This window comes from Collinsella sp. An307 (assembly GCF_002161805.1).
In the GTDB taxonomy this organism is placed as follows: domain Bacteria; phylum Actinomycetota; class Coriobacteriia; order Coriobacteriales; family Coriobacteriaceae; genus Coprousia.
The window spans coordinates 36,791-59,924 of sequence record NZ_NFIP01000006.1; the positions used below are offsets into that span (position 1 = coordinate 36,791).

At 62.6% G+C, this 23,134-nt stretch carries 20 protein-coding genes and 2 tRNA genes; 6 read left to right on the top strand and 16 right to left on the bottom strand.

Annotation, left to right across the window (positions count from 1 at the left end; translation table 11 throughout):
* The first annotated feature begins 16 nt into the window (after positions 1-16).
* Positions 17-106 (top strand) — tRNA-Ser (locus B5F89_RS06145).
* Between the two features lie 84 nt (positions 107-190).
* On the opposite strand, the gene B5F89_RS09985 is transcribed toward B5F89_RS06145, so the two are convergent.
* From B5F89_RS09985 to tilS, 6 genes are all read right to left on the bottom strand, one after another.
* Entirely contained in the window at positions 191-412 is a 222-nt protein-coding gene (locus B5F89_RS09985; RefSeq protein ID WP_143758346.1) for a hypothetical protein, read from the bottom strand.
* Between the two features lie 54 nt (positions 413-466).
* Positions 467-1,513, bottom strand: coding sequence for a branched-chain amino acid aminotransferase (locus B5F89_RS06150; RefSeq protein WP_087430917.1), 1,047 nt, complete (start codon positions 1,511-1,513; stop codon positions 467-469).
* A gap of 141 nt (positions 1,514-1,654) precedes the next feature.
* Positions 1,655-3,199, bottom strand: coding sequence for an endonuclease/exonuclease/phosphatase family protein (locus tag B5F89_RS06155; protein WP_087430918.1), 1,545 nt, complete (start codon positions 3,197-3,199; stop codon positions 1,655-1,657).
* Positions 3,200-3,678: 479 nt separating this feature from the next.
* Positions 3,679-5,799 carry an ATP-dependent zinc metalloprotease FtsH gene (gene ftsH, locus B5F89_RS06160; protein WP_204230630.1) on the bottom strand — a complete coding sequence of 707 codons (2,121 nt, stop codon included), beginning with the start codon at positions 5,797-5,799 and terminating at the stop codon, positions 3,679-3,681.
* A 104-nt stretch (positions 5,800-5,903) separates the two neighbouring features.
* Positions 5,904-6,452: a hypoxanthine phosphoribosyltransferase gene (gene hpt, locus B5F89_RS06165; RefSeq protein ID WP_087430920.1), complete on the bottom strand. Its 549-nt coding sequence runs from the start codon at positions 6,450-6,452 to the stop codon at positions 5,904-5,906.
* A 90-nt stretch (positions 6,453-6,542) separates the two neighbouring features.
* On the bottom strand, positions 6,543-8,105 hold the full coding sequence (gene tilS / locus B5F89_RS06170; protein WP_239286696.1) for a tRNA lysidine(34) synthetase TilS: 1,563 nt from the start codon (positions 8,103-8,105) through the stop codon (positions 6,543-6,545).
* A 49-nt stretch (positions 8,106-8,154) separates the two neighbouring features.
* On the opposite strand from tilS, the gene B5F89_RS06175 reads away from it, so the two are divergent.
* Entirely contained in the window at positions 8,155-9,015 is an 861-nt protein-coding gene (locus B5F89_RS06175) for an MBL fold metallo-hydrolase (RefSeq protein WP_087430921.1), read from the top strand.
* A 252-nt stretch (positions 9,016-9,267) separates the two neighbouring features.
* Here B5F89_RS06175 and B5F89_RS06180 read toward each other — a convergent pair whose 3' ends face one another.
* On the bottom strand, positions 9,268-9,696 hold the full coding sequence (locus B5F89_RS06180; protein WP_087430922.1) for an Hsp20 family protein: 429 nt from the start codon (positions 9,694-9,696) through the stop codon (positions 9,268-9,270).
* A gap of 320 nt (positions 9,697-10,016) precedes the next feature.
* On the opposite strand from B5F89_RS06180, the gene B5F89_RS06185 reads away from it, so the two are divergent.
* On the top strand, positions 10,017-10,379 hold the full coding sequence (locus tag B5F89_RS06185; protein ID WP_087430923.1) for a hypothetical protein: 363 nt from the start codon (positions 10,017-10,019) through the stop codon (positions 10,377-10,379).
* A 26-nt stretch (positions 10,380-10,405) separates the two neighbouring features.
* Positions 10,406-11,635 (top strand): cysteine desulfurase family protein, encoded by a 1,230-nt coding sequence (locus B5F89_RS06190; protein ID WP_087430924.1) that lies wholly within the window; start codon positions 10,406-10,408, stop codon positions 11,633-11,635.
* Positions 11,636-11,726: 91 nt separating this feature from the next.
* Here B5F89_RS06190 and B5F89_RS06195 read toward each other — a convergent pair whose 3' ends face one another.
* Positions 11,727-13,421, bottom strand: a complete 1,695-nt coding sequence (locus tag B5F89_RS06195) for a phospho-sugar mutase (protein ID WP_087430925.1) — start codon at positions 13,419-13,421, stop codon at positions 11,727-11,729.
* 200 nt (positions 13,422-13,621) lie between these two features.
* Here B5F89_RS06195 and B5F89_RS06200 point away from each other — a divergent pair.
* A tRNA-Lys gene (locus tag B5F89_RS06200) sits at positions 13,622-13,694 on the top strand.
* A gap of 717 nt (positions 13,695-14,411) precedes the next feature.
* On the opposite strand, the gene B5F89_RS06205 is transcribed toward B5F89_RS06200, so the two are convergent.
* Entirely contained in the window at positions 14,412-14,975 is a 564-nt protein-coding gene (locus B5F89_RS06205; protein WP_158098433.1) for a DUF2599 domain-containing protein, read from the bottom strand.
* A gap of 98 nt (positions 14,976-15,073) precedes the next feature.
* Here B5F89_RS06205 and B5F89_RS06210 point away from each other — a divergent pair, with 98 nt between their 5' ends.
* Entirely contained in the window at positions 15,074-15,661 is a 588-nt protein-coding gene (locus tag B5F89_RS06210; RefSeq protein WP_143758347.1) for a thioredoxin family protein, read from the top strand.
* 374 nt (positions 15,662-16,035) lie between these two features.
* On the opposite strand, the gene B5F89_RS06215 is transcribed toward B5F89_RS06210, so the two are convergent.
* The 7 genes from B5F89_RS06215 to B5F89_RS06245 form a co-directional block, all read right to left on the bottom strand.
* Entirely contained in the window at positions 16,036-17,316 is a 1,281-nt protein-coding gene (locus B5F89_RS06215; RefSeq protein WP_087430928.1) for an aminopeptidase, read from the bottom strand.
* A 33-nt stretch (positions 17,317-17,349) separates the two neighbouring features.
* Positions 17,350-18,012 carry a hypothetical protein gene (locus B5F89_RS06220; RefSeq protein WP_204230610.1) on the bottom strand — a complete coding sequence of 221 codons (663 nt, stop codon included), beginning with the start codon at positions 18,010-18,012 and terminating at the stop codon, positions 17,350-17,352.
* Entirely contained in the window at positions 18,013-18,900 is an 888-nt protein-coding gene (locus B5F89_RS06225) for a phosphoribosylaminoimidazolesuccinocarboxamide synthase (RefSeq protein ID WP_087430929.1), read from the bottom strand.
* A gap of 93 nt (positions 18,901-18,993) precedes the next feature.
* Positions 18,994-20,508 (bottom strand): HAMP domain-containing sensor histidine kinase, encoded by a 1,515-nt coding sequence (locus B5F89_RS06230; protein WP_087430930.1) that lies wholly within the window; start codon positions 20,506-20,508, stop codon positions 18,994-18,996.
* A 9-nt stretch (positions 20,509-20,517) separates the two neighbouring features.
* On the bottom strand, positions 20,518-21,234 hold the full coding sequence (locus B5F89_RS06235; RefSeq protein ID WP_087430931.1) for a response regulator transcription factor: 717 nt from the start codon (positions 21,232-21,234) through the stop codon (positions 20,518-20,520).
* A gap of 181 nt (positions 21,235-21,415) precedes the next feature.
* Positions 21,416-22,669 carry a hypothetical protein gene (locus B5F89_RS06240; RefSeq protein ID WP_087430932.1) on the bottom strand — a complete coding sequence of 418 codons (1,254 nt, stop codon included), beginning with the start codon at positions 22,667-22,669 and terminating at the stop codon, positions 21,416-21,418.
* Positions 22,666-22,932: a TIGR03905 family TSCPD domain-containing protein gene (locus B5F89_RS06245; protein WP_087430933.1), complete on the bottom strand. Its 267-nt coding sequence runs from the start codon at positions 22,930-22,932 to the stop codon at positions 22,666-22,668. The genes B5F89_RS06240 and B5F89_RS06245 overlap by 4 nt, the downstream gene beginning before the upstream one ends.
* Positions 22,933-23,134 lie beyond the last annotated feature (202 nt).

The window sequence follows — 23,134 nt, forward strand, 5'->3', positions numbered from 1 at the left end:
TATCATTACCTCTCACGGAGAGATGGCAGAGCGGTTGAATGCGGCGGTCTTGAAAACCGTTAGGCGCGTGAGCGTCTCGGGGGTTCGAATCCCCCTCTCTCCGCCAGTTGCGACTTGCGCGAACCCCATCCGGCGCGTCCGGGTGGGGTTCGTTTTCGTTTTGCGGGCGCTTGCGCGGGCGGTTTTTCAACTATTCAACAATCTTCGCCGCGCTGTTGGAGTATCTGTCCAAAACAGGCTCCATTTCCCTGCGGTTTTGCTGATGGCCCGAGGGCTCTATCTCGACATGCGCGCCTAGATTGTTGAATAACTGCATTTCTGAGCGACAGGTGCTTCCGGGTGGCACGTTTCGCTTTTGCCCAGAGATGAGCATGCTGCGTGAAATAGGGGCGGGCACGGCTTCAAAGCCCATGCCCGCCCCCGTTTAGGACGCATATACGAGCATCAAAAGACGCTTGGAGAAACCCTACGCGATCTTGACGACCCAGCCCTCGGGCCCCTCGATCTCGCCAGCCTGAATGCCGGTGAGCGTCTCGCGGAGCTTCTGCATGACAGGACCGACGTGGTCCATGCCGCCCTCGCCAAAGACGATCTCCTCACCACCCTTGACGACCTTGCCCACCGGGCTGATGACGGCGGCGGTGCCGCACATGCCGCACTCGGTGAACTCGTGGAGCTCGACCTCGCTGAAGGGCACCGGGCGCTCGACAACCTTCATGCCAAGCATGTGCTCGGCCACATACACGAGCGAGCGGCGCGTGATGGAGGGCAGGATGGAGTCGGTCGCGGACTTGGGCACCACGAGCGTGCCTGCGTGATCAACGAACAGGAAGTTCGCGCCGCCGGACTCCTCCACATAGGTGTGCGTCTGCGGGTCGAGGAACATGTTGTCAGCAAAGCCCTCGGCATGGGCCTCGACGCTTGGGTAGAGACTCATGGCGTAGTTGAGGCCCGCCTTGATGTTACCGGTGCCGTGGGGCGCCGCGCGGTCGTAGTCGGGAACCTTGACGGCAACCGGCTTGACGCCGCCCGAGTAGTACGGGCCAACGGGCGTCACGAGAATGCGGAACTGGTACTCGTCCGCCGGGGCGACGCCAATGACCTCGCCCGTTGCCACCATGAAGGGGCGCACGTAGAGCGTCGCGCCCGAGCCAAAGGGCGGGACCCACGCCTCGTTAGCCTTGACGACCATCTTGACGGCCTCGATGAACTTGTCCTCCGGGAAGGGCGGCATCACGATGCGGCGCGCCGAGTCGGCCATGCGGCTGGCGTTGAGGTCGGGGCGGAAACAGACGATGTCGCCGTCCTTGGTGGTGTAGGCCTTAAGGCCCTCGAAGACCTCCTGGCAGTAGTGGAAGATGCCCGCGCACTCGGACAGCGTAAGGGTGTGGTCGGTCGTGAGGCCGCCCTCCTCCCAGGCACCGTTTTTGTAGTTGCAGACGTAGCTGTAGTCGGTGGGCTGATAGGCAAAGCCGAGGCTGCCCCAATCGATATCCTTCTTCTCCGCTGCCATGGCGAACTCCTTTGCGTACCGGGTATAGCGAAGGACTCCCGCCCAAAAGCGAGAGCCCGTATGCGTTGTGTTCCCGATTGTACTCCCGCCTGCGCTGCCTCGGAGTTTGTTTACCGCAGCGTAACGTTGCGCGGCACGCCGCTAGCTCTGCACCTCGAGCGTAGCGAGGAGCGCCCGGTGATCGGTGCCGCTTACGGCAACCGTCTCGAGGTCGCTCACCGCGAGACCCGCGTCGCGCACATAGACAATGTGGTCGATCTCCACGAGTGAAGGAATCACGCTGTTGGAGGGGTAGGTCATGTGGAAGCCCTCGCCCGCCTGCTCGCTCGCGTCAACAAACGAAGTGCCCAAAAGCTCGCGGAAGCGCGCGTGGTCCCACGTGGAGTTGAAGTCGCCCATGATGATATAGGCATGGTCGTAGTCCGACAGGGACCCAATGGTGGAGAGGCCCTCCTCCCATAGGTCCTGCGCGCCACGCACCGGCGAGTTGGGGTGCACGCCCACCACGCGCAGAGCGCGACCGCCGATGGTGATGGTCACCGCGGGCATGGAGCTCGTCTGGATGGGGAGCAGGTTCTGCGAGATGTTGCTCATGGGGGTGAGCGTCCAGATGCCGTTGCGTCCGCCGTTGTTGACGCCCGAGGCGCCGAGCGAGATGACGTGGTACGGCAGAAGCTCGTCGATGCCCGCCGCCGAGAGCTCCGCCGCAAAGTCGTCGGAAAGCTCCTGCAGGCACAGAATTTCGACGTGCTGCTCGCGCACGATCTTGACAATCTCCTCTGCCGAGGCGCGGCCCGCGAGCGTGTTGAGGGTCATGATGCGGGCGGCGTTGTCTTCTGCCGAGGCGGCCGTCGCGACCGCAGTCTGCGCCACAGCGGAGACGCGCGCCGAGGGGATGAAGTAACCCGCGTGCCACCAGCCCATAACGGCGAGCGCGACCACGGTGAGCACCGCGAGAACGCGTCGGCGCCAAAGCACCGCAAGCGCGAGGCAAACGATAAGCGGCACGAAGATAATCGGGATAAGGGAAACGAGCTCCGGCACAGCGCGGCCGTTTGCCATGCTTGCCGGCAGGCAGCGGAGCGCCATGAACGCAACCGCCACGGCAAGGCCAATCCAGAGAAAGAAACTGAGGCATCCGTGCTTGGCGCGCTTGTGCGGCCGCGGAGCACGACGCTCCGGGGCCTCCGCGGCAGCTGACGGCCGGTAAGCGGACGCAGGAGCAGCTTGGGACGCCGACGCCGCCTGTGCACCGGGGCGTTGCGCGGACGCGCGGGACCGACGAGCGACACCCTTCTTGGAAGCGGTCTGTACCGGCGCGGTAGTGCCCACGGGGATTCTCCCGCGCTCGATGCTTTTTCTGGAACCGGCCCATGATGTGGGCCGCATCACCGTTTGATCCGCCGCGGCAGGCGTGCCTACCGGCCGATACGCCGGCGGCTCGGGCGCGGGTGCGTCACCAAAGGGATCAACAGCGGCGGGATTTGCTGCAGAACGCGACGCGGGCCGTGCCGCTTCGGGCGCCGACGCGGCACGACGAGCCGCAGCGGCGTCCGTCACAGGGCGCGCATCGGGACGTGCGACCTCGCTTACGCCTGCGGCATCGTTCTGGAACCTCCACGCGTCATCCGACAAGGGCTCCCAACGCGCACCGGTGTCCTCGGTATCGAAATCGTCGTATGGCACGGCCCCTCCTTCGAACGCGCAAGCATAACAACAATGCCGTCCATGGTACCCGCCGCGTCCCCGCTCCACCGCAATCCAATATCATCGTCACAATGCGCGCATGGACGTGAAGACGGGCACGGCTGCGTCCTAAGGGCGCATACGCCCGTCAAAACCAATAGATTAACCCCCTGGTGCGCAAAAATCGGTTTGCTGACCCAAAAGCATGCCCTGCATACCAAGACAGGTCAGCATTATCTGGGGTTTTTCATCTTTGAAATAAGTCGAATCGCCTCTAGGAAATCGGGCACCCAAGAAACCCCAGATATCTTGAGGTCAGCAAAACGATTTTTGTGCACCCGGCAGCAAGGAAAACGCTCATGCGCTCACGCGCACGAATTCGTATGCATAATTAACGAATATTCCCGGAAATATATGCAATGCGGCGCCGTCACATGACCATGACGGCGCCGCTTACACACGATGTATTGCGCAGCAGACTATGATTCGCGGTTAAAGGCCTCTTCGGCACTCGCGGCATCCTCGGCTGCATCCTTGGCGGCGTCATCGACGGCAGCTTCATCGCCGGTCGCCGTCTCGCGCGCGGCCTCAGCCTCAACTGCAGCCTCTGCGGCGATCGCCGCCTCGGCGTAGCGCGCCGCATCCTCCTCAAGCTCCTCCTGCGAGAGCTTGGGCTTGGCACTCGCTTGCGCGTCAGCGGACGCAGCGGCGCCGGTGCGCTCGAGATAGCTTGCCCACTCGTTGTTGAGCAACGCCTCCACGGCTTCGCCCTCCACGGTTTCGCGCTCAAGAAGCACGCTCGCCATGAGGTCGAGCTGGTCGCGGCGGGCAGAGAGAATCGCCTCCGCACGGCGGTGCGCCTCGCGCATGATGCGCTGCACCTCGGCGTCAATGCGGCGCGCCGTCTCCTCGGAGTAGTCCTGGTGGTCGGCATAGTCGCGGCCCAAGAAGACCTGGTGCTGCGCCTCGCCAAAGACCTGAGTGCCGAGCTCCTCGCTCATGCCCAGGCGCGTGACCATCTCGCGCGCCATCTTGGTCGCACGCTCGAGGTCGTTCGATGCGCCGGAGGTGATGTCATCGCACATGAGCTCCTCGGCAACGCGGCCGCCCAAGAAAACGGCGAGCTCGTCGAGCATCTCGTTGCGCGTCTTCAGGAAATGGTCCTCCTGAGGCAGCTGAAGCGTGTAGCCGAGCGCCTGACCGCGGGAGACGATCGAGATCTTGTGGACCGGGTCGGAGTGCTCCAAGATGTGGCCCACGAGCGCATGACCGCTCTCGTGGTAGGCGATGGTCGTGCGCTCCTTCTCTGTCATGACGCGCGCCTTCTTGGCGGGACCGGCGATGACGCGCTCCATGGACTCCTCGATCTCGGCCATGGAGATGAGGTTCTTGTTGCGCCGCGCCGCCAGAAGCGCCGCCTCGTTCATGAGATTGGCGAGGTCAGCACCGGTGAAGCCCACGGTGAGCTGGGCGAGCTTGTCGAACTTGACGTCGTCGGCAAGCGGCTTGTTGGCGCCGTGGACCGCGAGAATCTGCTCGCGCCCCTTCACATCCGGGCGGTCGACAGTGACCTGCCGGTCAAAGCGACCGGGACGCAAGAGGGCCGGGTCGAGAATGTCGGGGCGGTTGGTGGCGGCGATGAGGATGACGCTCTCGGACTCCTCGAAGCCGTCCATCTCGACGAGGAGCTGGTTGAGCGTCTGCTCGCGCTCGTCGTGGCCGCCGCCAAGGCCGGCGCCGCGCTGGCGGCCGACGGCGTCGATCTCGTCGATGAAGATGATCGAGGGCGCCTGCTCCTTAGCCTTCTTGAAGAGGTCGCGCACGCGTGAGGCTCCCACACCCACGAACATCTCGACAAAGTCAGAACCCGAGATAGAGAAGAATGGCACGCCCGCTTCGCCGGCAACGGCCTTGGCCAGAAGCGTCTTACCCGTGCCCGGAGGGCCCACGAGCAGCACGCCGCGCGGAATCTTAGCGCCGAGCTTACGGTAGCGCTCGGGCGACGCGAGAAAATCGCGCACCTCCTCGAGCTCCTCGACCGCCTCGTCAATGCCGGCGACGTCCTTGAACTTAACCTTGGGGCGCGTGGCCTCGTTGGTCTTGGCGTCCGTCTTGCCAAATTGCATCGCCTTGCCGTTTGCGCCGATCATCTGGCGCATGAAATAGAACATGAGCACCACGAGCAGGATGGTCGGCACCACCTGGATAAGGATGTTCGACCACATGTTGGGGTCGGAAGTGTCGATGCGGTAGGTGATGGAGGGGTGCGCCGCCATGAGCTCGTCGAGCGAGTCGGTCCCCACGTAGTTGGAGACAAAGCGCTCGAGCTTGCTCTCGTCGCCGCGGCTCTCGGCGTCCGGCCAGTACGTGCCCTCGACCTCGCCGACCATCACCGTGTAGGTGAGCTCGTCGACGCGATTCTCCTTGATGGCCGCAATCAGCTGGCTCGTAGGAATCTCGGTCGCCTGGCCTTGTGGGGCGCCCTGGTTCAGCATGGTAAAGATGACGTAGCCAATGAGTACGGCGCCCACGATGAGGTAGATGAGGTTGGAGCGCGGCGAGCCGTCGGGCCCGCCGGGATCGCCGTCGCTAAACGGCATCTTGTTGCCGCGATCATCGCCGCCCGAGGGGGAGTTGTCGCCCCCCGCGCGCAGCAGGCGGGGCGCCCGGGCGTGAGCGTATTCAGTTAGAGAACGAAACATCACTACGAGTAAACCTCCGGCTTAAGGATGCCCACATAGGGCAGGTTGCGGTAGTGCTCGGCATAGTCGAGACCATAGCCCACCACAAAGGCGTCGGGGCAGTGCGTGCCCACGTACTTGGGGTCGATAGCGGCCTGCTTGCCCTCGACGTCCTTCCACAGGAAGGTCGCGACCTCAAGCGATGCCGGGCCGCGGTTGGAAAGGTTCTGCATAAGGTATTTGAGGGTGAGGCCCGAGTCGAGAATGTCCTCGACAATAAGCACGTCGCGCCCCTTGATGTCCATGTCGAGGTCCTTCACGATGCGGACAATACCCGAGCTCTTGGCGTTGGCGCCGTAGCTCGACACGGCCATGAAGTCGATGGACAGCGGCACGTCGATCGCACGCATGAGGTCGCCCATAAAGACCACGGCGCCGCGCAGAACCGCGATAAGGACGAGGTCCTTGCCCGCGTAGTCGCGCGAAATCTGCTCGCCCATGCGCTTCACGATCTGGGCGATATCCTCCTCGGAGAAGAGAACGGATTCTACATCGGGATGAAGCGTAGTCATGAGCAACCTTTCTGCTGTGGTGGAACACCTGCTTATCTTAGCAGCCCGCGCGGGCAGCTGCACCCGCAAACGGGCGGGCACACGCGCCTCTTACAGGGAGCGGAGCGTGAGCTTGATGAGGATGCGGGTCGACGCGGTGCACTTGAACCGGTCGTCAAGCCGGATGCCCGCCGCCCACACGATCGCGCCGCCGGGGGCGGTGCGCACCACCGGCACAAGCGGGCGCTCGGCCACGGGCACGCGCTCCTCGCCCAGGATATCGGAGAGCTTCTTGCTGCGGCCCTGCATGCCCAAGGGGCACATCACATCGCCCGGCGCGGGCGCGTCAGCCCACAGGCGCGCGGCGCGCACCTCGGCGGGCAGATCGGTGCCGCCCTCCTTGAGGCGGATGAGGTCGCCCTCGGCATAGCCAAGCGCCGCCGCATCGATGCAGGCGACGTTGCGGCCCGACCGGTCGTCGGCGTCGTCTGCCTGCGCGCGCGCAAGGTCGCGGGCAAGCGCCACGGCGTCGGTGCCCGCCGGAACCCGCATGACCTCGGCCTCAAGCACGGCCTCGTTGGCAAGCGGCATATGCCCCGGCACCGCCAGCCATCCGGCGGCGAGTGCCTCACGCGCCGCCGGGGTGCGGAGCGAGAGCGTGCCAAACTCCATGCGCGCGTCGATGCCGTCCGGCAGCGTGAGCGAGCCCTCGCCCGCCGCCACGCAGGCAAGAACCGCCTCCACATGCCGCATCTCTAGGCGCGCGTCACGGTCGAGCGAACGCACGGCCAGGCGCACCATGCGGCGCGCGATGACGAGCTCCGCCGCAGCAAGACGCGCCCCATCGAGAACGATGAGCCCCGTCTCCGCGCGGCGCGTGCAGGCACGCAGCGCGGTCGCGGCGAGCTGCGAGAGGAAGGCGTCCTCGTCACCCAAGATGTCGCAGGTGGTCCCTACGGTGCGGGCAATTTGGCCGTTGCGCTCCGCGGCGAGGGGCATCACCTCGTGGCGCACAAAGTTCCGCAGGTACGAGGTATCGTAGTTGCTCTCGTCCTCGCGCCAGGCAATGCCCGCCATCTCGAGGTAGCGGCAGAGCTCCTCATGCGTACGGTCGATCAGGGGCCGGACGATAATGTTGCGCCGCCTAGGGATGCTCGAAAGCCCCGCCGGGCCGGCACCGCGAATAGCGTTCATAAAAAAGGTCTCGGCGCGATCACTCGCCGTGTGCGCCGTCGCAATGCGCGCCGCGGTGCGCGGACACCCCGCCTCGGCGCAGAGCTCGCGCGCGTAACGGCGGGCCGCACGGTAGCGCGCCTCACGCGCGGCTGCCTCCAGGTTTTGCCCGCCCAGATCGTCAAAGGTCGCGTGCTCCACGCAAAGGGGCAGGCCAAACCGGTCGCAGAGGCTGCGCACGTACGCCTCGTCCCCATCGGACGCTTCGCCGCGCAAATGGTGGTTCACATGAAGGACATGCAGGCGCTCGCGGGCGATGCGCGCCGTTCCGCGGCCGTCGGCAATATCGAGCGCACCCGTGCAGGCCATAACCAGAAGCGCGGTTGAGTCCGCACCGCCTGATACCATAAGCACCACAGGCGCCGATTGCGCACGCGCCGCGTCCCCCGCCGGGGCGCCGCCGCGGGCGCGCTTCCCAAAATGCTGTGCTACCGTTGGCACGTGCACCTCCTAGCCTCGTACCCATTGTATCCGCAACGAAAGAGCCATGATGACATCCAAGACACTCCCAAGCAACTCCCCGCACACGCCCGCGCCCCATGCGCTTCGCCTGCACATTCTGGGCAGCGGGTCAAAGGGCAACTGTGCGCTTGTCGAGGGGCCAGAGGGCTTCATCATGATCGACAACGGCTTCTCGCGGCGCGAGACCATCTCGCGCATGCATGAGCTCGACCTTGACGAGAGCCGCGTGCGCGCGCTCATCCTCACCCACGAGCATTCCGACCACGTGAGCGGCGTGTCGGTGTGGTGCCGCCGTTTTGAGGGCGAGCTTTGGGCGAGCAACGGCACCGCCGAGGCGCGGCCGTACCTCGCCGCGCTGCCATTCCAGACCTTCATGCCGGGCGATGTGCTCGATGTTGCCGGCGTGCGAGTCGTGACGTTTCCCAATACCCACGACGTGGTGAATCCTGTGGGCTTTCGCTTTGAGTGCGCGGGCGACACCATCGGCTTTGCGACGGACACCGGTGCGCTGACCCCTGGCGCCCTGCGCGCACTGGCGGACGTGCGCGTGCTCGCGCTGGAGTCAAACCATGACGTGCCAATGCTCCGCACCGGCTCCTACCCGCGCTACCTGCAGGACCGCATCATCAGCGAGCGCGGCCACCTCTCCAACGCGCAGGCGGCAGAAGCCGTGTGCGAGCTTGTGACCGAACGCACCGAGGACGTGGTGGCGATGCACATCTCGCAAGAGAATAATCGCCCAAGCCTTGCCGTACGCGCGCTGGCCGAGGCACTCGGCGCGACGCTCGACAACGAACTCGGCAGCTCCGCCACGCTCACACGCGAACCTGGCCTGCCTCCGCTGCGCATCCGCGCCGCCGGCCAAAACCGACCGATCAGCGTCGGCTAAGTCCGCGCACTCGGACAACTCCCTAAACGAAAACAGTCCAACTCGCCAAACAAAAACGGTCCAACTCCCTAACTAATTTCGGTCCAACTCCCTAAACAAAAGCGGTCCAACTCGCCAAGTCGAGGCGTCTAGCTCGTACTTTGTAGATACATGGCAAGGGGAGAGCCCCTCTCGAGGCTCTCCCCTTCTCGTGTCTTATCGACGCTCAGACGGCCTTGGCCGTGGCGTCATCCGCGGCCGCTAGAGCTGCAATTAGTCGATGGCGATCTTGGTGACGTTCTTCTTCTCGACGATCTTGGGCACGGTGACCGTCAGCACGCCATCGGCGTACTTGGCTGCCAAGCCCTCGCTCGCAGCGTCCTTGAGGTAGACACCGCGCGTGGCGCTGTAGGACGTGAACTCCTTCTGCAGGTAGTTCTTGCCCTTGTCCTCTTCCTTCTCCTCCACGTTGACGGAGATGGAAAGACGGCCCTCGTTGAGCTCGACGTCGATGTCGTCCTTGTTGACGCCGGTGAGATAGGCCTTGACCTCGTAGCCCTCGCCCGTGTCCTCAACATCGATGGGGAACGCCTTGGCGAGCGGCGCCTGGGCGAAATCCATCATGTCGTCGAACGCGTCGAGCAGCGACGTGTTGAAGGGACGGAGACCAAAAACCGAACGATACGGAACCATGCTAGACATAACCGATCACTCCTTAGTGACGACCCGCGGCAATGTCTGCTGTCGCGGGATTTCGTTAACCGCTTTTGTTATGCCCGCGCAAGGCGGTTCTATTCGCGCAGTCACAGATTTTTTAAGCGTCACAGTATCATCAAATCTAAGTATGACTGACTTAGATTTAGCTTACAGGCGAGCATGCATCGCCCACAAAGGAGCATCCCGACATATGTCACCCCCATGAACCCTCCGTGAATATGCCGGCGTTTTGCGATTGAGGACAGGCGGGCGCACCTCAGACCGTACAATAGCCTCAACGCCAGCCGACTATAAAGGGGCACGTGATGGACAACCTGGGCAACACGGGAGAGCGACCGCGCATCGATCAGCGCGCAGACACCCCCTCCCCCCGCCGGCTCCACATGGGCGTCGCGACCTCGGATCCTCAGTATCTTCCCGTTACCGAACCGGCACGTCGCGCACCGCGCGGCGCCGCACCGGGCACCGCGCCCCAAGGCCCCGCGCACCCCGTTAGCGAGCAGCGGGCGCCCCTCCATTACGATCGCTATCTCCAGACTCCCAAGCGGGGCCGCGCCATCTTCTCGTCGCGCCAAGGGCGCGCCCGGCGCCGCACGCGCGTCTTGCTCGCGCTGCTCGTTTTGGCTGTTATCATCGTCGCGTTCGTGTGGTTCGTTATCCTCCGCTAAGGTTTTCGCGTACGACCGAAACGACCATGGACGAGAACACCCCGTATATCTACGCCGACAACGCCGCCACCACGCCGCTCTCGCCGCGCGCGCTTGAGGCGATGATGCCCTACCTAACCAGTGTGTTTGGCAACCCGAGCGGCATCCATCGCGTCGCCCGTGACGCCGCGGCCGCCCTTACAGACGCGCGCGAACGCGTCGCACAGGCCCTTGGCGCCGAGGCGCAGGAGATTTACTTCACCAGCGGTGGATCGGAATCGGACACCTGGGTCCTCCGTGGCGCGGTGCGTCGTTTTCGCGACCTCTACGGCGCAGACGCGCCCGTGCGCCTTATCACCTCTGCCATCGAGCACCATGCCGTGCTTCACACCTGCGAGACACTCGAACGCGAGGGTGTCGAGGTCACCTATCTGCCCGTGGACGCCCTCGGCCACGTTGACCCCGCCGATCTTGAACGCGCGCTCGCCGATGCCGAGGACAAGAACCGCATGGCAGGAGTCACCGCGCCTGCCTGCGCGCTCGTCTCTATCATGCTTGCAAACAACGAGGTCGGCACCATTGAGGACGTACGCGAGCTTGCCTGCGTCGCGCACGCGCACCAAGTGCCCTTCCACACCGATGCGGTGCAGGCAGTCGGCCATATTCCCGTCGATGTTGCCGAGCTTGGGGTCGACGCGCTCTCGCTCTCTGCCCATAAGTTCCATGGGCCTCGCGGCACCGGTGCGCTCTACCTGCGCGAAGGCTTCTCCATCCCGCCGCTTATCCAGGGTGGCGCGCAGGAGCGTGGCGAGCGCGCGGGGACCGAGAACGTTGCCGGCGCCGTAGGCCTTGCCGCTGCGCTCGAGGAGGCCGTCGAGGACCTTCCCATGCGGCGCGAGCGCCTGGCGCACCTGCGCAACGAGCTTGTCCGCCGCATCGTCAATGCTGCCCCCGACGTACGCGCGACCGGCGACCCCGACCCCGCGCATCGCCTGCCTGGCACGGCGTCCTTCGTCTGCCATAACGTGGATGGCGAGCTCTTGGTGGTGCTCCTCGACCGTGCCGGCGTAGCGGCAGCAACGGGTTCCGCCTGCTCAACCGGCGAGACCGGCCCCTCCCATGTTATTGCCGCGCTCGGGATCACCGACCCGCGCTGGGCGCTGGGAAGTCTTCGCCTCACGCTTGCCGATGACATCACGGCAGAAGAAATCGATCTGCTTGCCGAGCGCGTCATCTCCACCATCAAGCGCACGCGCAACCTCAGCGCCGCCGTCTAGGCAGCAAAAAGGGCGGGCACCCGTTAAGGTACCCGCCCGAGTCGCCCTAGTATGACCGGCCGTTATACCCAGTCACAAGGTAAAAGCCGTGCTACGAGAGCAGCTTGCGGCCGTCCTCCTCAATCTTGTCCATAAGCGCGTCAGCCGCGGCGGCGTCCTCGCCCTTGGCGAAGATGTAGAGCTTGATCTTGGGCTCGGTGCCGGACGGACGGACGATGGCCTTGTTGCCGCCCTCGAGGTCAAACTCGATAACGTTGGCCTTGGGCAAACCGTTCACGCCCTCACCGTAGTCAACAACGGCCTCCACCGGCGAACCGGCAATCTCGGTCGGCGCGGTCTCGCGAAGCGCGGCCATAATGCCCGCCATCTTGGCGGCCCCGTCGGCGCCGGGGTAGCTGAGCGAAATGGTCTTGTTGTGGTAGTACCCGTACTTCTCGTACAGCGCGCGCATGGCCTGGACGAGGTTCAGGCCCTGGAGCTTGTAGTACTGCGCCATCTGGCAGATAAGCAGCGACGCGTTGACGGCATCCTTGTCACGCACATGGTCGCCCGAGAGGTAACCGTAGCTCTCCTCAAAGCCGAAGATGTAGCGGTCGACCTCGCCGGCGTCGGAAAGACCGGTGATGATGTCGCCAATGTACTTGAAGCCGGTGAGGCAGCGGCGGAGCTCAAAGCCGTACTCAGCGGCAAGGGCGTCGACCATAGCGGAGGACACGATGGTGGTCACCGCGACCTTGTTGGTGAGGTCCTCGCCACGCTCGGCGCGCATCTTGCAGATGTAATCGAGCAGAAGCACGCCCATCTCGTTGCCGGTAAGCAGCGTGTAGTCGTCGCCGTCCTGGCAGGCAACGCCCACGCGGTCAGCGTCCGGGTCGGTAGCGAGCAAGAGGTCGGGCTGCACCTCAGCGCAAAGGTCGATGCCCTTCTGCATGGCCTCGCGAATCTCGGGGTTGGGGTACGGGCAGGTGGGGAAGTCACCGTCCGGATCCTTCTGCTCGGGCACGATGGTGATATCGGTAATACCGGCCTTGTTAAGGACGGTCGTCACCGGGATGAGGCCCGTGCCGTTGAGCGGGGTGTAGACGAGCTTGAGCGGCGCGCCCGCAACCTGCTCATCGGTAAGGTTGGAGACAGAGCACTTGAGAACGGCGTCGTAGTAGGCGTCGAGCACCTCGTCGTCAATCCACTTGACGAGGCCCTTCTCCACGGCCTCATCGAAGTCCATCGTCTTCACGTCGGTGAAGGGGTTGGTGGCCTCCATAGCGGCGGAGATGGCGTCGGCGGCCTCAGAGGTGATCTGGCAGCCGTCGGGGCCGTAGGCCTTGTAGCCGTTGTAGGGCGCAGGGTTGTGCGAAGCGGTCATGCAGATGCCGCCGGAGCACTTGAGGTAGCGCGTGGCCCAAGAGAGCGTGGGTACCGGGCTGATCTTGGGGTAGACGTAGGCCACAACGCCGTTAGCGGCGAGGATGGCAGCCGTCGTCTTAACAAAAAGCTCGCCCTTGTTGCGGCTGTCGCGCGCGATGGCGACGGTGGGGTTCTCAAAGTTCTTGTTGAGGTAATCGGCAAAACCCTGGGTGGCGCGGCCGACCGTGTAGATGTTCATGCGGTTGGTGCCGGCGCCGATGGTGCCGCGCAGGCCCGCCGTACCAAAGGCGAGGTCCTGGAAAAACGCATCGGTAATGGCGTCCTCGTCGCCCGTGCCCTTCATAGCCTGGAGCTCGGAGAGAAGCTCCTCATCCTTGACGTTGGCAATCCATGTGTCAAGGAGCTCATGTACATCTGCCATAGCATTCAGTCCTTCCTGTTGGGACATGCCTACCGGTTCGCCGCACGCCAAGGAGGTGGCGGTTGTGCCTGGGCGCACCGCACCCAGTATCTTGCATCATACGGCAACGCACCATCTCCCGCGCGCGTCCATCGGTAAGCGTACAGGTTTATCGGGTGGATGCGTTGCGGTGGCACGCAACGTGGTACAATAGCCGCCACGGGCCGTTAGCTCAGCTGGCAGAGCAGGGGACTTTTAATCCCAAGGTCTAGGGTTCGAACCCCTAACGGCCCACCCGTTGATGCGAACGCCCCCTACCATGGGGGCGTTTTTGGTTTGGGGCCCTTCCGAGGGCCCGAACCCGTAAGGGCCACATGGCGAGAAAAGCGCATGAGCGTCTTTGCCACTATGTGTCACAAGGGGACCGCCGGGTCTCCGCAGCTCCTGCGGGCGGCACCAGCCGCACGCAGAACCCCTAACGGCCCACCCCATGCTTACCATGATGCCCTCTTCCTAGAAGACATTCATAATTTGGCTAGCGTTCCAAGGCGTCAGAATCATTGAGAGCGCAGGCCGAAGGGCCGCAAGGTGAACAACTATACGCACAGACGTCGTTGTTCACCTCGCGACGCAAAACAAATCACCGTTGACTGCAAATAAACGCATACGCCTTCTTCAGTGTTCCAAAATTCACTGTAACCCAACAAGGAAAAATCAAGAAGGTGGCACGGAGCAACGTAGGAGCAACATCGGCAACCAGAGAGGAATCGCCCGTCTCAATCATCTTAATGGCACCAGCAATAAGCATGCTAAAGGAGAGGAATGCGAATAACGCACTCACGGCAGCACAAACCAACCGCCTTTCAAGCCTGTCTGGCCAGAGCGCATTCGCAACAACAGACAACAGCAGAGACGCTGCTATCGCACCAAGACCTCCCAAAAACACAGCATGCTCCCTTCGCTGCCGGCGAAACTGTATGGAGACATAGAAGTGACCTATTTACCGACCCGTTAGTTACAAGTATATGGGTTAACCGATGTTTTCCAGGGCTCCAAGTTCCACGGCAGTTTTATCCCACTCGCCAAACGCCAATGGCAGAAAAACTGTTCCTGCATTGAAGCGGAATTTGCCCAATTAGAATTCCTATGGAATCTTGCAAACACGGTATTCCACGCATTGTTTGCATCAGACAAAACCCAAATCCCGCCATTCCGAGGATGAAGCGACAGCGAGATGCCCGCCTCGCGATCAATCCACCTTCCGTAGAAAAAATAGTTCGGAAATTGACCACTCCAGTATGTCTCATCCGGATCGGCCATAGGTACAATTGCGGACGAAGAAGAGCTGGCGGCAAATTCAATCTCCTTGTCGAGTGTTGATTCCCCAAGCTCAATCAGCCATTCCTGCGTTTCTTTATCCCCATCCTCAACAGCCTGGAGGTAAGCTTGACGCATCTCTTCAAAACTCTCAAAAGGTGCGTATATGTTGTTAAGCTCTTGCGCTAAAGATGGTACTGGGGAGAATATTGTGATGCCGGCAATCAATATTAGCAAGCAGATACCGAATCGTTTCATCATTGCCTCCCATCTGCCTTTCAATCGGCCTTTTGACCAATTGTGGTGTTATAATATTATTTCTTAATTTGAACTTGATTCCTTTCATTGGGGAAATGATGGACGAACGGCAATATAGCTCGACAAGCGGTACGGCCATCACGTCAACCGTATTGCTTCTGATTTCCCTCTTTGTCTTTCTTTTAGCAGCTTGTTCCACAGCTAATCTGGAGAAATCCACCGATTCAAATCATTCGAATGCTGCACACTCGCAAAGTTCCACCAAATCAGATACAGGCAGCGGGGGAAGGGCAGAGAATGGATTGCTTTATCTCGAATTGATCGGTTACGAGAATGCCATTAAAACCTTTAGGGAAATCAACAGCGGAGAGGCACAAACAAAGATTAACGCTGGAGATTGCTTCTTTCTCTTCGTTGGAAGAAGCACATGCGAATGGTGCCGTCGACTTGCCCCCTCTGTTCAAGAAGTGTTTACTAAGAAAAATATAGAGGTGTTCTATATCGACAGCAGCGAGACTGATATTGATTCTAGGCTTAATGATTTTAGGATTCGCTATCATATCGACACCGTCCCATCCATTCTTTTCTTTGCAAACAATGGAAGTTATTCGAAAGTGTCTGTTGACCTTGCTGAGCCCTCTATCAATTCCCAAATTGAAAGGCAACTAGAACTCCTAGGGTACTAAGGAAGTCTTTATCTTGCTATCAGTGGTTCTTGAGCTTAAACGTTGCGTCCCGCTTCGGTAAACAGGGCTTCCACTTATTCAGAGCTTTATCTAATCCTTGCACGCTCCGGTAGACACAAGAATACGGCACCGTCCCGAAATGTTTTTACACTTGTCCAACGTTAAACGTTGCTCAAATAGGCTTAGCCGTCCAAATGCGTCTGGTGCCGCAGCAACAAGTGACAAAAGCTCTGGGCAGAGCATGCGGAAGCGAGAGGCACCGCAAGTTGCTTAAGCAAGAACACTACGCGAGCGACGGTTTGAACGGCAACCTACGGAACCTCGGCGCCGCGCGGCAGCGGCCGTTCCGCGGTAGGTATAACCGCGGAACTACTTCACTCCCAGCTCCACTGCCCGTTCACGAAGACCGGAACCTCGGTGCCGTCTGCCATGATACCGGTGATGTCCATGTCGTCGGTGCCGATCATAAAGTCGACGTGCGTGGCGGAGGTGTTCACCCCGTGGGCGGCGAGCGTCTCGGCATCCATGTCGTAGCCGCCCTCGTAGCACTCGGGGAAGCCAATGCCGAGCGCCAGGTGGCAGCTCGCGTTTTCGTCGTAGAGCGTGTCAAAAAATAGTGTGTCGCTCTCGCGGATGGGCGTGTTCTTGGAGATGAGCGCAACCTCGCCCAAGCGGCAGGCGCCCTCATCCGTCTCGATGATGGAGCGAAGGGTCTCAAGCCCCTGCTCCGCACCGTAGTCGACAACCTTGCCCGCCTCAAAGCGCAGCCAGAAGCGGTCCACCTTGTTGCCGTGGTGGATGAGCGGCAGCGCGGAGTGGACGATGCCGTCGGCGCGCATGCGATCGGGCGAGGTGAAGACCTCCTCGGTGGGGATGTTCGGGAAGAACGGGTGACTCTCGGGCGTCTCGCCCTTGCCGCCCGCCCAGATGTGGCGGTCGGTGAGGCCGATGGTGAGGTCGGTGCCGTTGTCTGCGGTGTAGTGGAGCGCGTCGAAGTGATGCTCGTTCAAGAAACGCAGGTTCTTGTCGAAGGTCGCGTCGTGGAGTTCCCAGTCGCTCTCGGGGTCCTCGCCGTCGGCACGCGCCGCAGAAAGGATGGCGCACCACAGCTTGTAGATGGCGACCTCGTCCTCGAGGTCCGGGAAGACGTGGCGCGCCCAAGCCGCAACGGGGGCTCCGGCGATGCACCAGGGATTGATATTGAAGTCGAGCCCGCGGCGGTAGATCTTGCACTGGGAGTTGCGCGCCTTGGAGGCGGCCGCCGGCTTGGCCGGGTCGATGCCCTTGAGGGCCTCGGGGTCGGAACCCTCGACAAAGATGAAGCAGGCACCGGCGCGGGCGAGCGAATCGAGCTGCTCGACCTGCCAGGAGGGCGTCTTCTCAAAATACGCGGTCGCGACGTTCTCGTAGGTGAGGCGCGTTACCGCGTCGTCCGACCAGATGACTGTCACATGGCCGGCGCCGGCAGCGTACGCCTCGCGCACAAGCACGTGCACAAAGGCGTTTGACTCCACGGGCGCTTGCACAACAACCTCTTGGCCCTGCTTGACGTTCACGCCCTTGCGCACGATGAGGCGCGCGTAACGCTCGATCTTGGGCGCGAGGTTGCGCATGCCGGCACGAGCGTCCTCAACGGTCAGTGCGGCTCGAATCATACTAACCCTCCTGCCAGGGTGCTCTGTCTTGAGTTACCTGCGAGAACGCTGGTTCTTCTTGGGCTTTTTGGCCGACTCCACGGTGGTGTTCGCAGAGCCCTCCGCCACCTCGGCGGCGTCCTTGCCGGAGCCCTTAGACCCCTTGGACGAAGCCGCAGCGAGGACCTCGGCGATCTTGCGCTCGGACATGCCCTCGGCCTTGGAGCGGTAATAGTTGCGGATGGGGCGGATCTTCACCATATCGAACACAAAGGCGCCGATGATGGCCGCATAGGAGACCACAATGCCCACGATCTCGAGCGGGTTGCCGCTCTGACCCACGTGGTCCTGCTGGCCACCCAGCAGCACGTACCACGTCACCACGATGGCCGCCATGCCCACACCAAGAATCGCCCAGAAGATCTTGCGGTACTTGTTGTAGTCCTCGTCGGCCTTGAGCAGAACGCTCGAGGCGTCGTACAGACGGTCCTCACGGGCGCGCTCCTCGCGCTTACGGGCGCGCTTCTCCTCCTTAGAGAGACCCTCGAGGTTCTCGCCGCGCTCGGCGGCCTTGCGGCGCGCCTTTGCCGAGGCGGGAACGACGCGAACCGACCCTGCGGCCGCGCGGGCGGGCTTGGCGGAGCTGGCGCCCTTACGGGTGGCGCCGGCGTACTCGTGCTCCAGCGTGCGCTTGTTGGTGGCGCTGCGCATACTCATTTACTGGTTCTCCTTCATGCTGACAAAATCGGTTCCGGTGATGATCTGGAACGCCTCGCGATACCGCGCGGACGTACCCTCGACCACCTCGGCGGGCAGGTGCGGCGGCTCGCCGGTCATGTCCCAGTTGGCGCGCAGCCAGTCGCGGACATACTGCTTGTCATAGCTCGGCTGGACCTTGCCCTCCTCGTAGGTGGCAGCGGGCCAGAAGCGGCTCGAGTCGGGGGTGAGGCACTCGTCGATGAGAGTCACGCGGCCGTCGATGATGCCGAACTCAAACTTGGTGTCGGCGATGATGATGCCGCGGGTCGCCGCGTACTCGGCAGCGGCGGTGTAGATCTTGAGCGACAGGTCGCGCAGCTGCTCGGCAATGTCGGCACCCACGATCTCGACGGTACGGTCAAACGAGATGTTCTCGTCATGGTCGCCGATGGCGGCCTTGGTGGACGGGGTGAAGATGGGCTCGGGGAGCTTGGACGCCTCGGTGAGGCCGGCAGGAAGCTTGATGCCGCAGACGGTGCCGTCGGCATCGTAGGTCTTCTTGCCCGAACCGGTGAGGTAGCCGCGGACGATGCACTCGATGGGCAGGGTCTCGGCGCGGCGCACGAGCATGGCGCGGCCGGCAAGGTAATCACGGTACTCGGCAAACTCCGCCGGGAAGTCATCCACGTCGATGGAGACAAGGTGGTTGGGCACGAGCTCGGCAAACTTGTCGAACCAGAAGGCCGAGATGCGATTCAGGACCTCGCCCTTAAACGGGATCTCATCGGGCAGGATGAAGTCGTAGGCCGAGATGCGGTCGGTTGCCACCATGAGCAGGTTGTCGCCAGCCTGGTAGATGTCGCGGACCTTACCGCGGGAATCGGGACGGCGCTCGAGCGTAGTCACGTGGGATCACTCCTTAGAGACGAGCCGGGTACGAGGGCGCACCCCCTCGATGCACCCCGCCGCGCCGCCGTTGCTAGCCAGCAAAAGACAGCGCTAATTTTCCATTGTAGTGGACGGCGTCTCGGGCGTGTGCTCACGCGGCAGATGAATCGTAAAAGTCGTACCTTTTTCAAGCTCGGAATCGACCGCGATGTAGCCGTGATGGCGCTCGATAATCTGCTGGGTGAGGGAGAGGCCCACGCCCAGGCCGCCCGCCTCACGCGCGCGGCTCGCGTCGGCGCGCCAGAACCGGCTGAAGATGCGGGGCAGGTCCTCTTTGGCAATACCGATACCGGTGTCGCTCACCGATATGAGCACGTCGCGCTTGCCCGTCTTGACCGACACAACAACCCAGCCGCCCTCGGGGGTGTAGCGCATGGCGTTGCTCATGATGTTGATGATGGCCTGGGTGATCATATCGGGGTCGCACTCCACCACCGCGTCGCGACCCTGTGTCTCGTCGTTGAAGCGCAGGCGTAGGTCGTGGTCGTGGAACAGCTGGTGCTGGCCCGATACAATCTGTCGCACGAACGAGACCATGTCGACCTCTTCGATGTTGAGAGGCGCGCTCTTGGCTTCCATGCGCGACAGGTCGAGCATCTGCTGGACGAGGCGTGCTAGGCGGCGCGTCTCGGCGGCGACGGTCTCCAGGTGCTCGTCGTCGGCGGGCATCACGCCATCTTGCATGGCCTCGACCGTGGCGAGCATGCCCATAAGCGGGGTGCGCAGCTCGTGCGCAACGTCGGAGGTGATGCGGCGCTCGTGCTTGAGGTCGCGCTCGAGCGAGGTTGCCATCTCGTCAAAGGTCTCGCCCAAGCGATCTATCTCGTCGTCGCCACGCATGTTGGTGCGCGCCGAGAGGTCGCCGTCGCGCACCTGCTTGGCGGTTGAGGTGATGCGCCTAAGCGGCGAGGTGAGCATGTGCGAAACAAGAAAGCCGATCACAATCGAGATGCACACCGCAATGAGCGCGGCAAGCGCCATGGCGTTGAAGGTGCGGTCGCGGAAGGCGCTGTCCGCCTTGCTGAGCAGCACGTCGGAGCCGAGCACCCACACGCGAACGGTGCCGACGGTCTCGCCGTCGGCGGTAACGATCGACTTGGTGACCGAGCCGCCGGCGTCGGTTGGCGCGGTCGAGGTGAGGCTGTGGCCGCGCTTGGCGGGAACAGCGGGCCAGGTATCGTCGTAGATGATCTCGCCCGTGGCATCGGAAACCTGGATGCCGATGTCGCTCGAGAGCGTGGTATCCGCCACCGATGACAGGTACTCTGCCGTCCACGGCCCACTCTGGTCATATGATGCGGCAAGGCGCTGGGCCGTAACGGAGGCAATGTCCTCCATATTGGCGCGCGTGTAATCAGAAAAGACGCCACCCCACACCACGCTGACCACGCCCACCATGATGAGCACGGTCATGACGGAGGTGGCCGCAAAGCTGAACGCCATGCGCGTGGCATAGGAGATGCCAGGACGGTTGTCCTTGCGCGGCGTATTCCAACTCGCCCGGGAAGACACCTTCTCGGGCGAGCTCTTGTGTCGTTTACCTATTTCGAAGCGCGCTGAGGGCATGGCCAGCCCTTACTCGTCGGACTTCTTCTCCTGAGCGGGAGCCTCAAAGCGGTAGCCCACGCCGTGCACCGTGAAGAGCCACTTGGGATGGCGCGGGTCGTCGCCGAGCTTGGCGCGGAGGTTCTTAACATGGGAGTCGATGGTGCGCTCGTAGCCCTCAAAGTCGTAGCCGAGCACCTTTTCCACGAGCTCCATGCGGTTGTACACGCGGCCCGGATGACGGGCGAGCGTAGCGAGCAGCTTGAACTCGGAGGCCGTGAGGTCCACGTCCTTGCCGTCGACCAGAATCTTGTGGCCGGAGATATCGATAACGAGCTCGCCAAAATCGAGCACATCAACCTCGGGCTCAACGTGGGCGCGGCGGAACATGGCGCGCACGCGGGCAACAAGCTCGCGCGGGGAGAACGGCTTCACAATATAGTCGTCCGCACCGAGCTCGAGACCGATGATGCGGTCCTCGACCTCGCCCTTGGCGGTAAGCATGATGATGGGCACGGCGGACTGCTTGTCGCGAATGATCTTGCAGACGCGCTCGCCCGATAGCTTGGGGAGCATGAGGTCAAGAATCACCAGGTCAAACTTGTGCTTCTCGAACTCGTCAACGGCGGCCTTGCCGTCGCCCACACCCACGACCCAATAGCCCTCACGGTCGAGATACGCCGCAACAGCGTCACGAATGGCCTTCTCGTCTTCAACCAAAAGGATACGCTTTGCATCTGAAGCCATGACCGGCCTCCTGTCTTGCCGTCGAGTTTGCCTCGTCCATTGTACCGCACCGGACGGCGCCGGCCCGTGAGCACGTGCTCCGCCTCCTATAAGCGTGCGAAAGTGCCCGCCGAGGGCGGAAAAGTACTCTCCTGTTGTTCCATTATGCCCAGGGTGACCCGATTTCTTTCGGGTCATTCACTTAGAGGTTGAAGACGCGCGCCACCACGCGCTCGGGAACGCCCCGATCGTTGCGGATGGTCGCATAGCTCAAGAAGCGGTCGACCACGCCCTCGCTCGCCGGCCAGTCGCCAAAGTCCACGCTGCGGTCCGGGGCGAGCAGCGTCGCGTAGGTCTCGGCCTCCGTATCCACCACAAAGTGCGAAGTCTGAGCTTTGACGAGGTAATTGGTGCCCTTGGCAACCACGCAGGCCAGCGGCTCGCGGCGCACAAAAATGTACGGGCCGCCCTCGCGCCCAATGTAGGTTCCCATGTTGCCGAGGCTGCCGCGCCCGCTGTAGCTCGCCTCGATGGAGAAGACAAACTGCTCGTTCATATAGATTGCCTCAAACGGGGCGACCGACGAAGGGAGCACGAGCTGGTCGCGGCGTGTGAGGTTGCCGTCGGTGAGGTCGAGCGCCGTCATGCCGTAATAGACGCCCTCGTCGTCGTTCACACGCGGCGTGATGGTGAGAATGCCGTCCACCACATGCGGCGAGGCCGCAAAGCGACCGTGCGAGGTCCAGAGCTCACGACCCTCGGTATCGCCAAGTGTCCATTGGTAGCAGTGCGAGTCCTCGGCACGCGCCGTACCTGTTGCCAGCGGCATGCGCTGCCAGATGACGCTCGTCTCCCACGTGGTGAAGCGGGGCGGTTCCCAATCGGCGTCGCCATGATCAAGCTCGACAGGCTCGCCCGTCAGCTGCCCGTTGGAAAGCCCCTGGGCAATGAGCGCCCATTCGCGCGTGGCGTAATCGACCTCGACCCACGCAAAGACGTCGTCGGTGGCGCGCACATCATGAAAGCCGTACGTGCCGCCAAGGGTCGGGGACTCTATAAGCGTGTTGAGGTTGCCGCTCGCCAAGCTCATGACGCCGAGCGTGTTCACATGCGTGGACGACTCGGGCGTGAGCAGCGCCGCCGCCCACGAGCCGCCGCTGTGGAACAACAGCGTCCCCAACGGGAGCGTGAACTCCTGCGCCGCCGCGTAGGGGCAGTCGGCGCTCTGGTAGTCGCCGTCGAGCACGGCGACAAGCTGCGAATCGTCGACCACCTGCGGCTCGCCGGTAGCCTCGGGGACATCGCTGGACCCGCATGAGGAGAGCGAGATGGCAGCCATGCCCGCGCCGATGGCGGCAACGCTGCCAATAGTGAAGCTGCGGCGCGTGACCCCCCGGGAACTGGCAGACGCACCCGAGCCGCTCGCTCGGGCTATAAGGCGGTCGAGTATGCTCATGCGCGAGCCTGCTCCTGGGCCGCGTCGAGCGCGCAGCAGAGCTGATCGGCACACGACGTGCCCTTGTTGCCGCAGAGGTTGCCGCGCAGGATGCCGGTGACCTCCTCAACGGTTCGGCCCGTGACGAGCTTGGAGACGGCCTTGAGGTTGCCGTTGCAGCCGCCCACAAACGAGACGCCCTCGATGGTGGTGCCGTCGTCGCTAAGGTCGACGTGGATGTTGCGCGAGCAGACGCCGCGCGGCGTGAAGTCGATTGAAATCATAAAACCCTCCCCTGGGTTTGAAGCGTCAGCTAAACCATATCGGACGGCTTGGCCGTTGCACGGCAGGAATTGCCGTGCCGTGGGGGCCACAGTCCGGTAACGACTGCCATTATCCCCGTTTCGCCACACCTCCGCACGTCCGGCACAGGGATTACATGCGCAGGGGTGCCTATCTGCCTCAAAATTGTGTATACCGAAAGAT

What these genes read in the sequence shown, in the direction of transcription:
- B5F89_RS09985 (WP_143758346.1), bottom strand. Translation starts at nt 412, where the DNA reads ATGGGCTTTGAAGCCGTGCCCGCCCCTATTTCACGCAGCATGCTCATC.
- B5F89_RS06150 (WP_087430917.1), bottom strand. Translation starts at nt 1,513, where the DNA reads ATGGCAGCGGAGAAGAAGGATATCGATTGGGGCAGCCTCGGCTTTGCC.
- ftsH (WP_204230630.1), bottom strand. Translation starts at nt 5,799, where the DNA reads ATGCCGTTTAGCGACGGCGATCCCGGCGGGCCCGACGGCTCGCCGCGC.
- hpt (WP_087430920.1), bottom strand. Translation starts at nt 6,452, where the DNA reads ATGACTACGCTTCATCCCGATGTAGAATCCGTTCTCTTCTCCGAGGAG.
- B5F89_RS06175 (WP_087430921.1), top strand. Translation starts at nt 8,155, where the DNA reads ATGACATCCAAGACACTCCCAAGCAACTCCCCGCACACGCCCGCGCCC.
- B5F89_RS06180 (WP_087430922.1), bottom strand. Translation starts at nt 9,696, where the DNA reads ATGTCTAGCATGGTTCCGTATCGTTCGGTTTTTGGTCTCCGTCCCTTC.
- B5F89_RS06185 (WP_087430923.1), top strand. Translation starts at nt 10,017, where the DNA reads ATGGACAACCTGGGCAACACGGGAGAGCGACCGCGCATCGATCAGCGC.
- B5F89_RS06190 (WP_087430924.1), top strand. Translation starts at nt 10,406, where the DNA reads ATGGACGAGAACACCCCGTATATCTACGCCGACAACGCCGCCACCACG.
- B5F89_RS06195 (WP_087430925.1), bottom strand. Translation starts at nt 13,421, where the DNA reads ATGGCAGATGTACATGAGCTCCTTGACACATGGATTGCCAACGTCAAG.
- B5F89_RS06205 (WP_158098433.1), bottom strand. Translation starts at nt 14,975, where the DNA reads ATGAAACGATTCGGTATCTGCTTGCTAATATTGATTGCCGGCATCACA.
- B5F89_RS06210 (WP_143758347.1), top strand. Translation starts at nt 15,074, where the DNA reads ATGGACGAACGGCAATATAGCTCGACAAGCGGTACGGCCATCACGTCA.
- B5F89_RS06215 (WP_087430928.1), bottom strand. Translation starts at nt 17,316, where the DNA reads ATGATTCGAGCCGCACTGACCGTTGAGGACGCTCGTGCCGGCATGCGC.
- B5F89_RS06220 (WP_204230610.1), bottom strand. Translation starts at nt 18,012, where the DNA reads ATGAGTATGCGCAGCGCCACCAACAAGCGCACGCTGGAGCACGAGTAC.
- B5F89_RS06230 (WP_087430930.1), bottom strand. Translation starts at nt 20,508, where the DNA reads ATGCCCTCAGCGCGCTTCGAAATAGGTAAACGACACAAGAGCTCGCCC.
- B5F89_RS06235 (WP_087430931.1), bottom strand. Translation starts at nt 21,234, where the DNA reads ATGGCTTCAGATGCAAAGCGTATCCTTTTGGTTGAAGACGAGAAGGCC.
- B5F89_RS06240 (WP_087430932.1), bottom strand. Translation starts at nt 22,669, where the DNA reads ATGAGCATACTCGACCGCCTTATAGCCCGAGCGAGCGGCTCGGGTGCG.
- B5F89_RS06245 (WP_087430933.1), bottom strand. Translation starts at nt 22,932, where the DNA reads ATGATTTCAATCGACTTCACGCCGCGCGGCGTCTGCTCGCGCAACATC.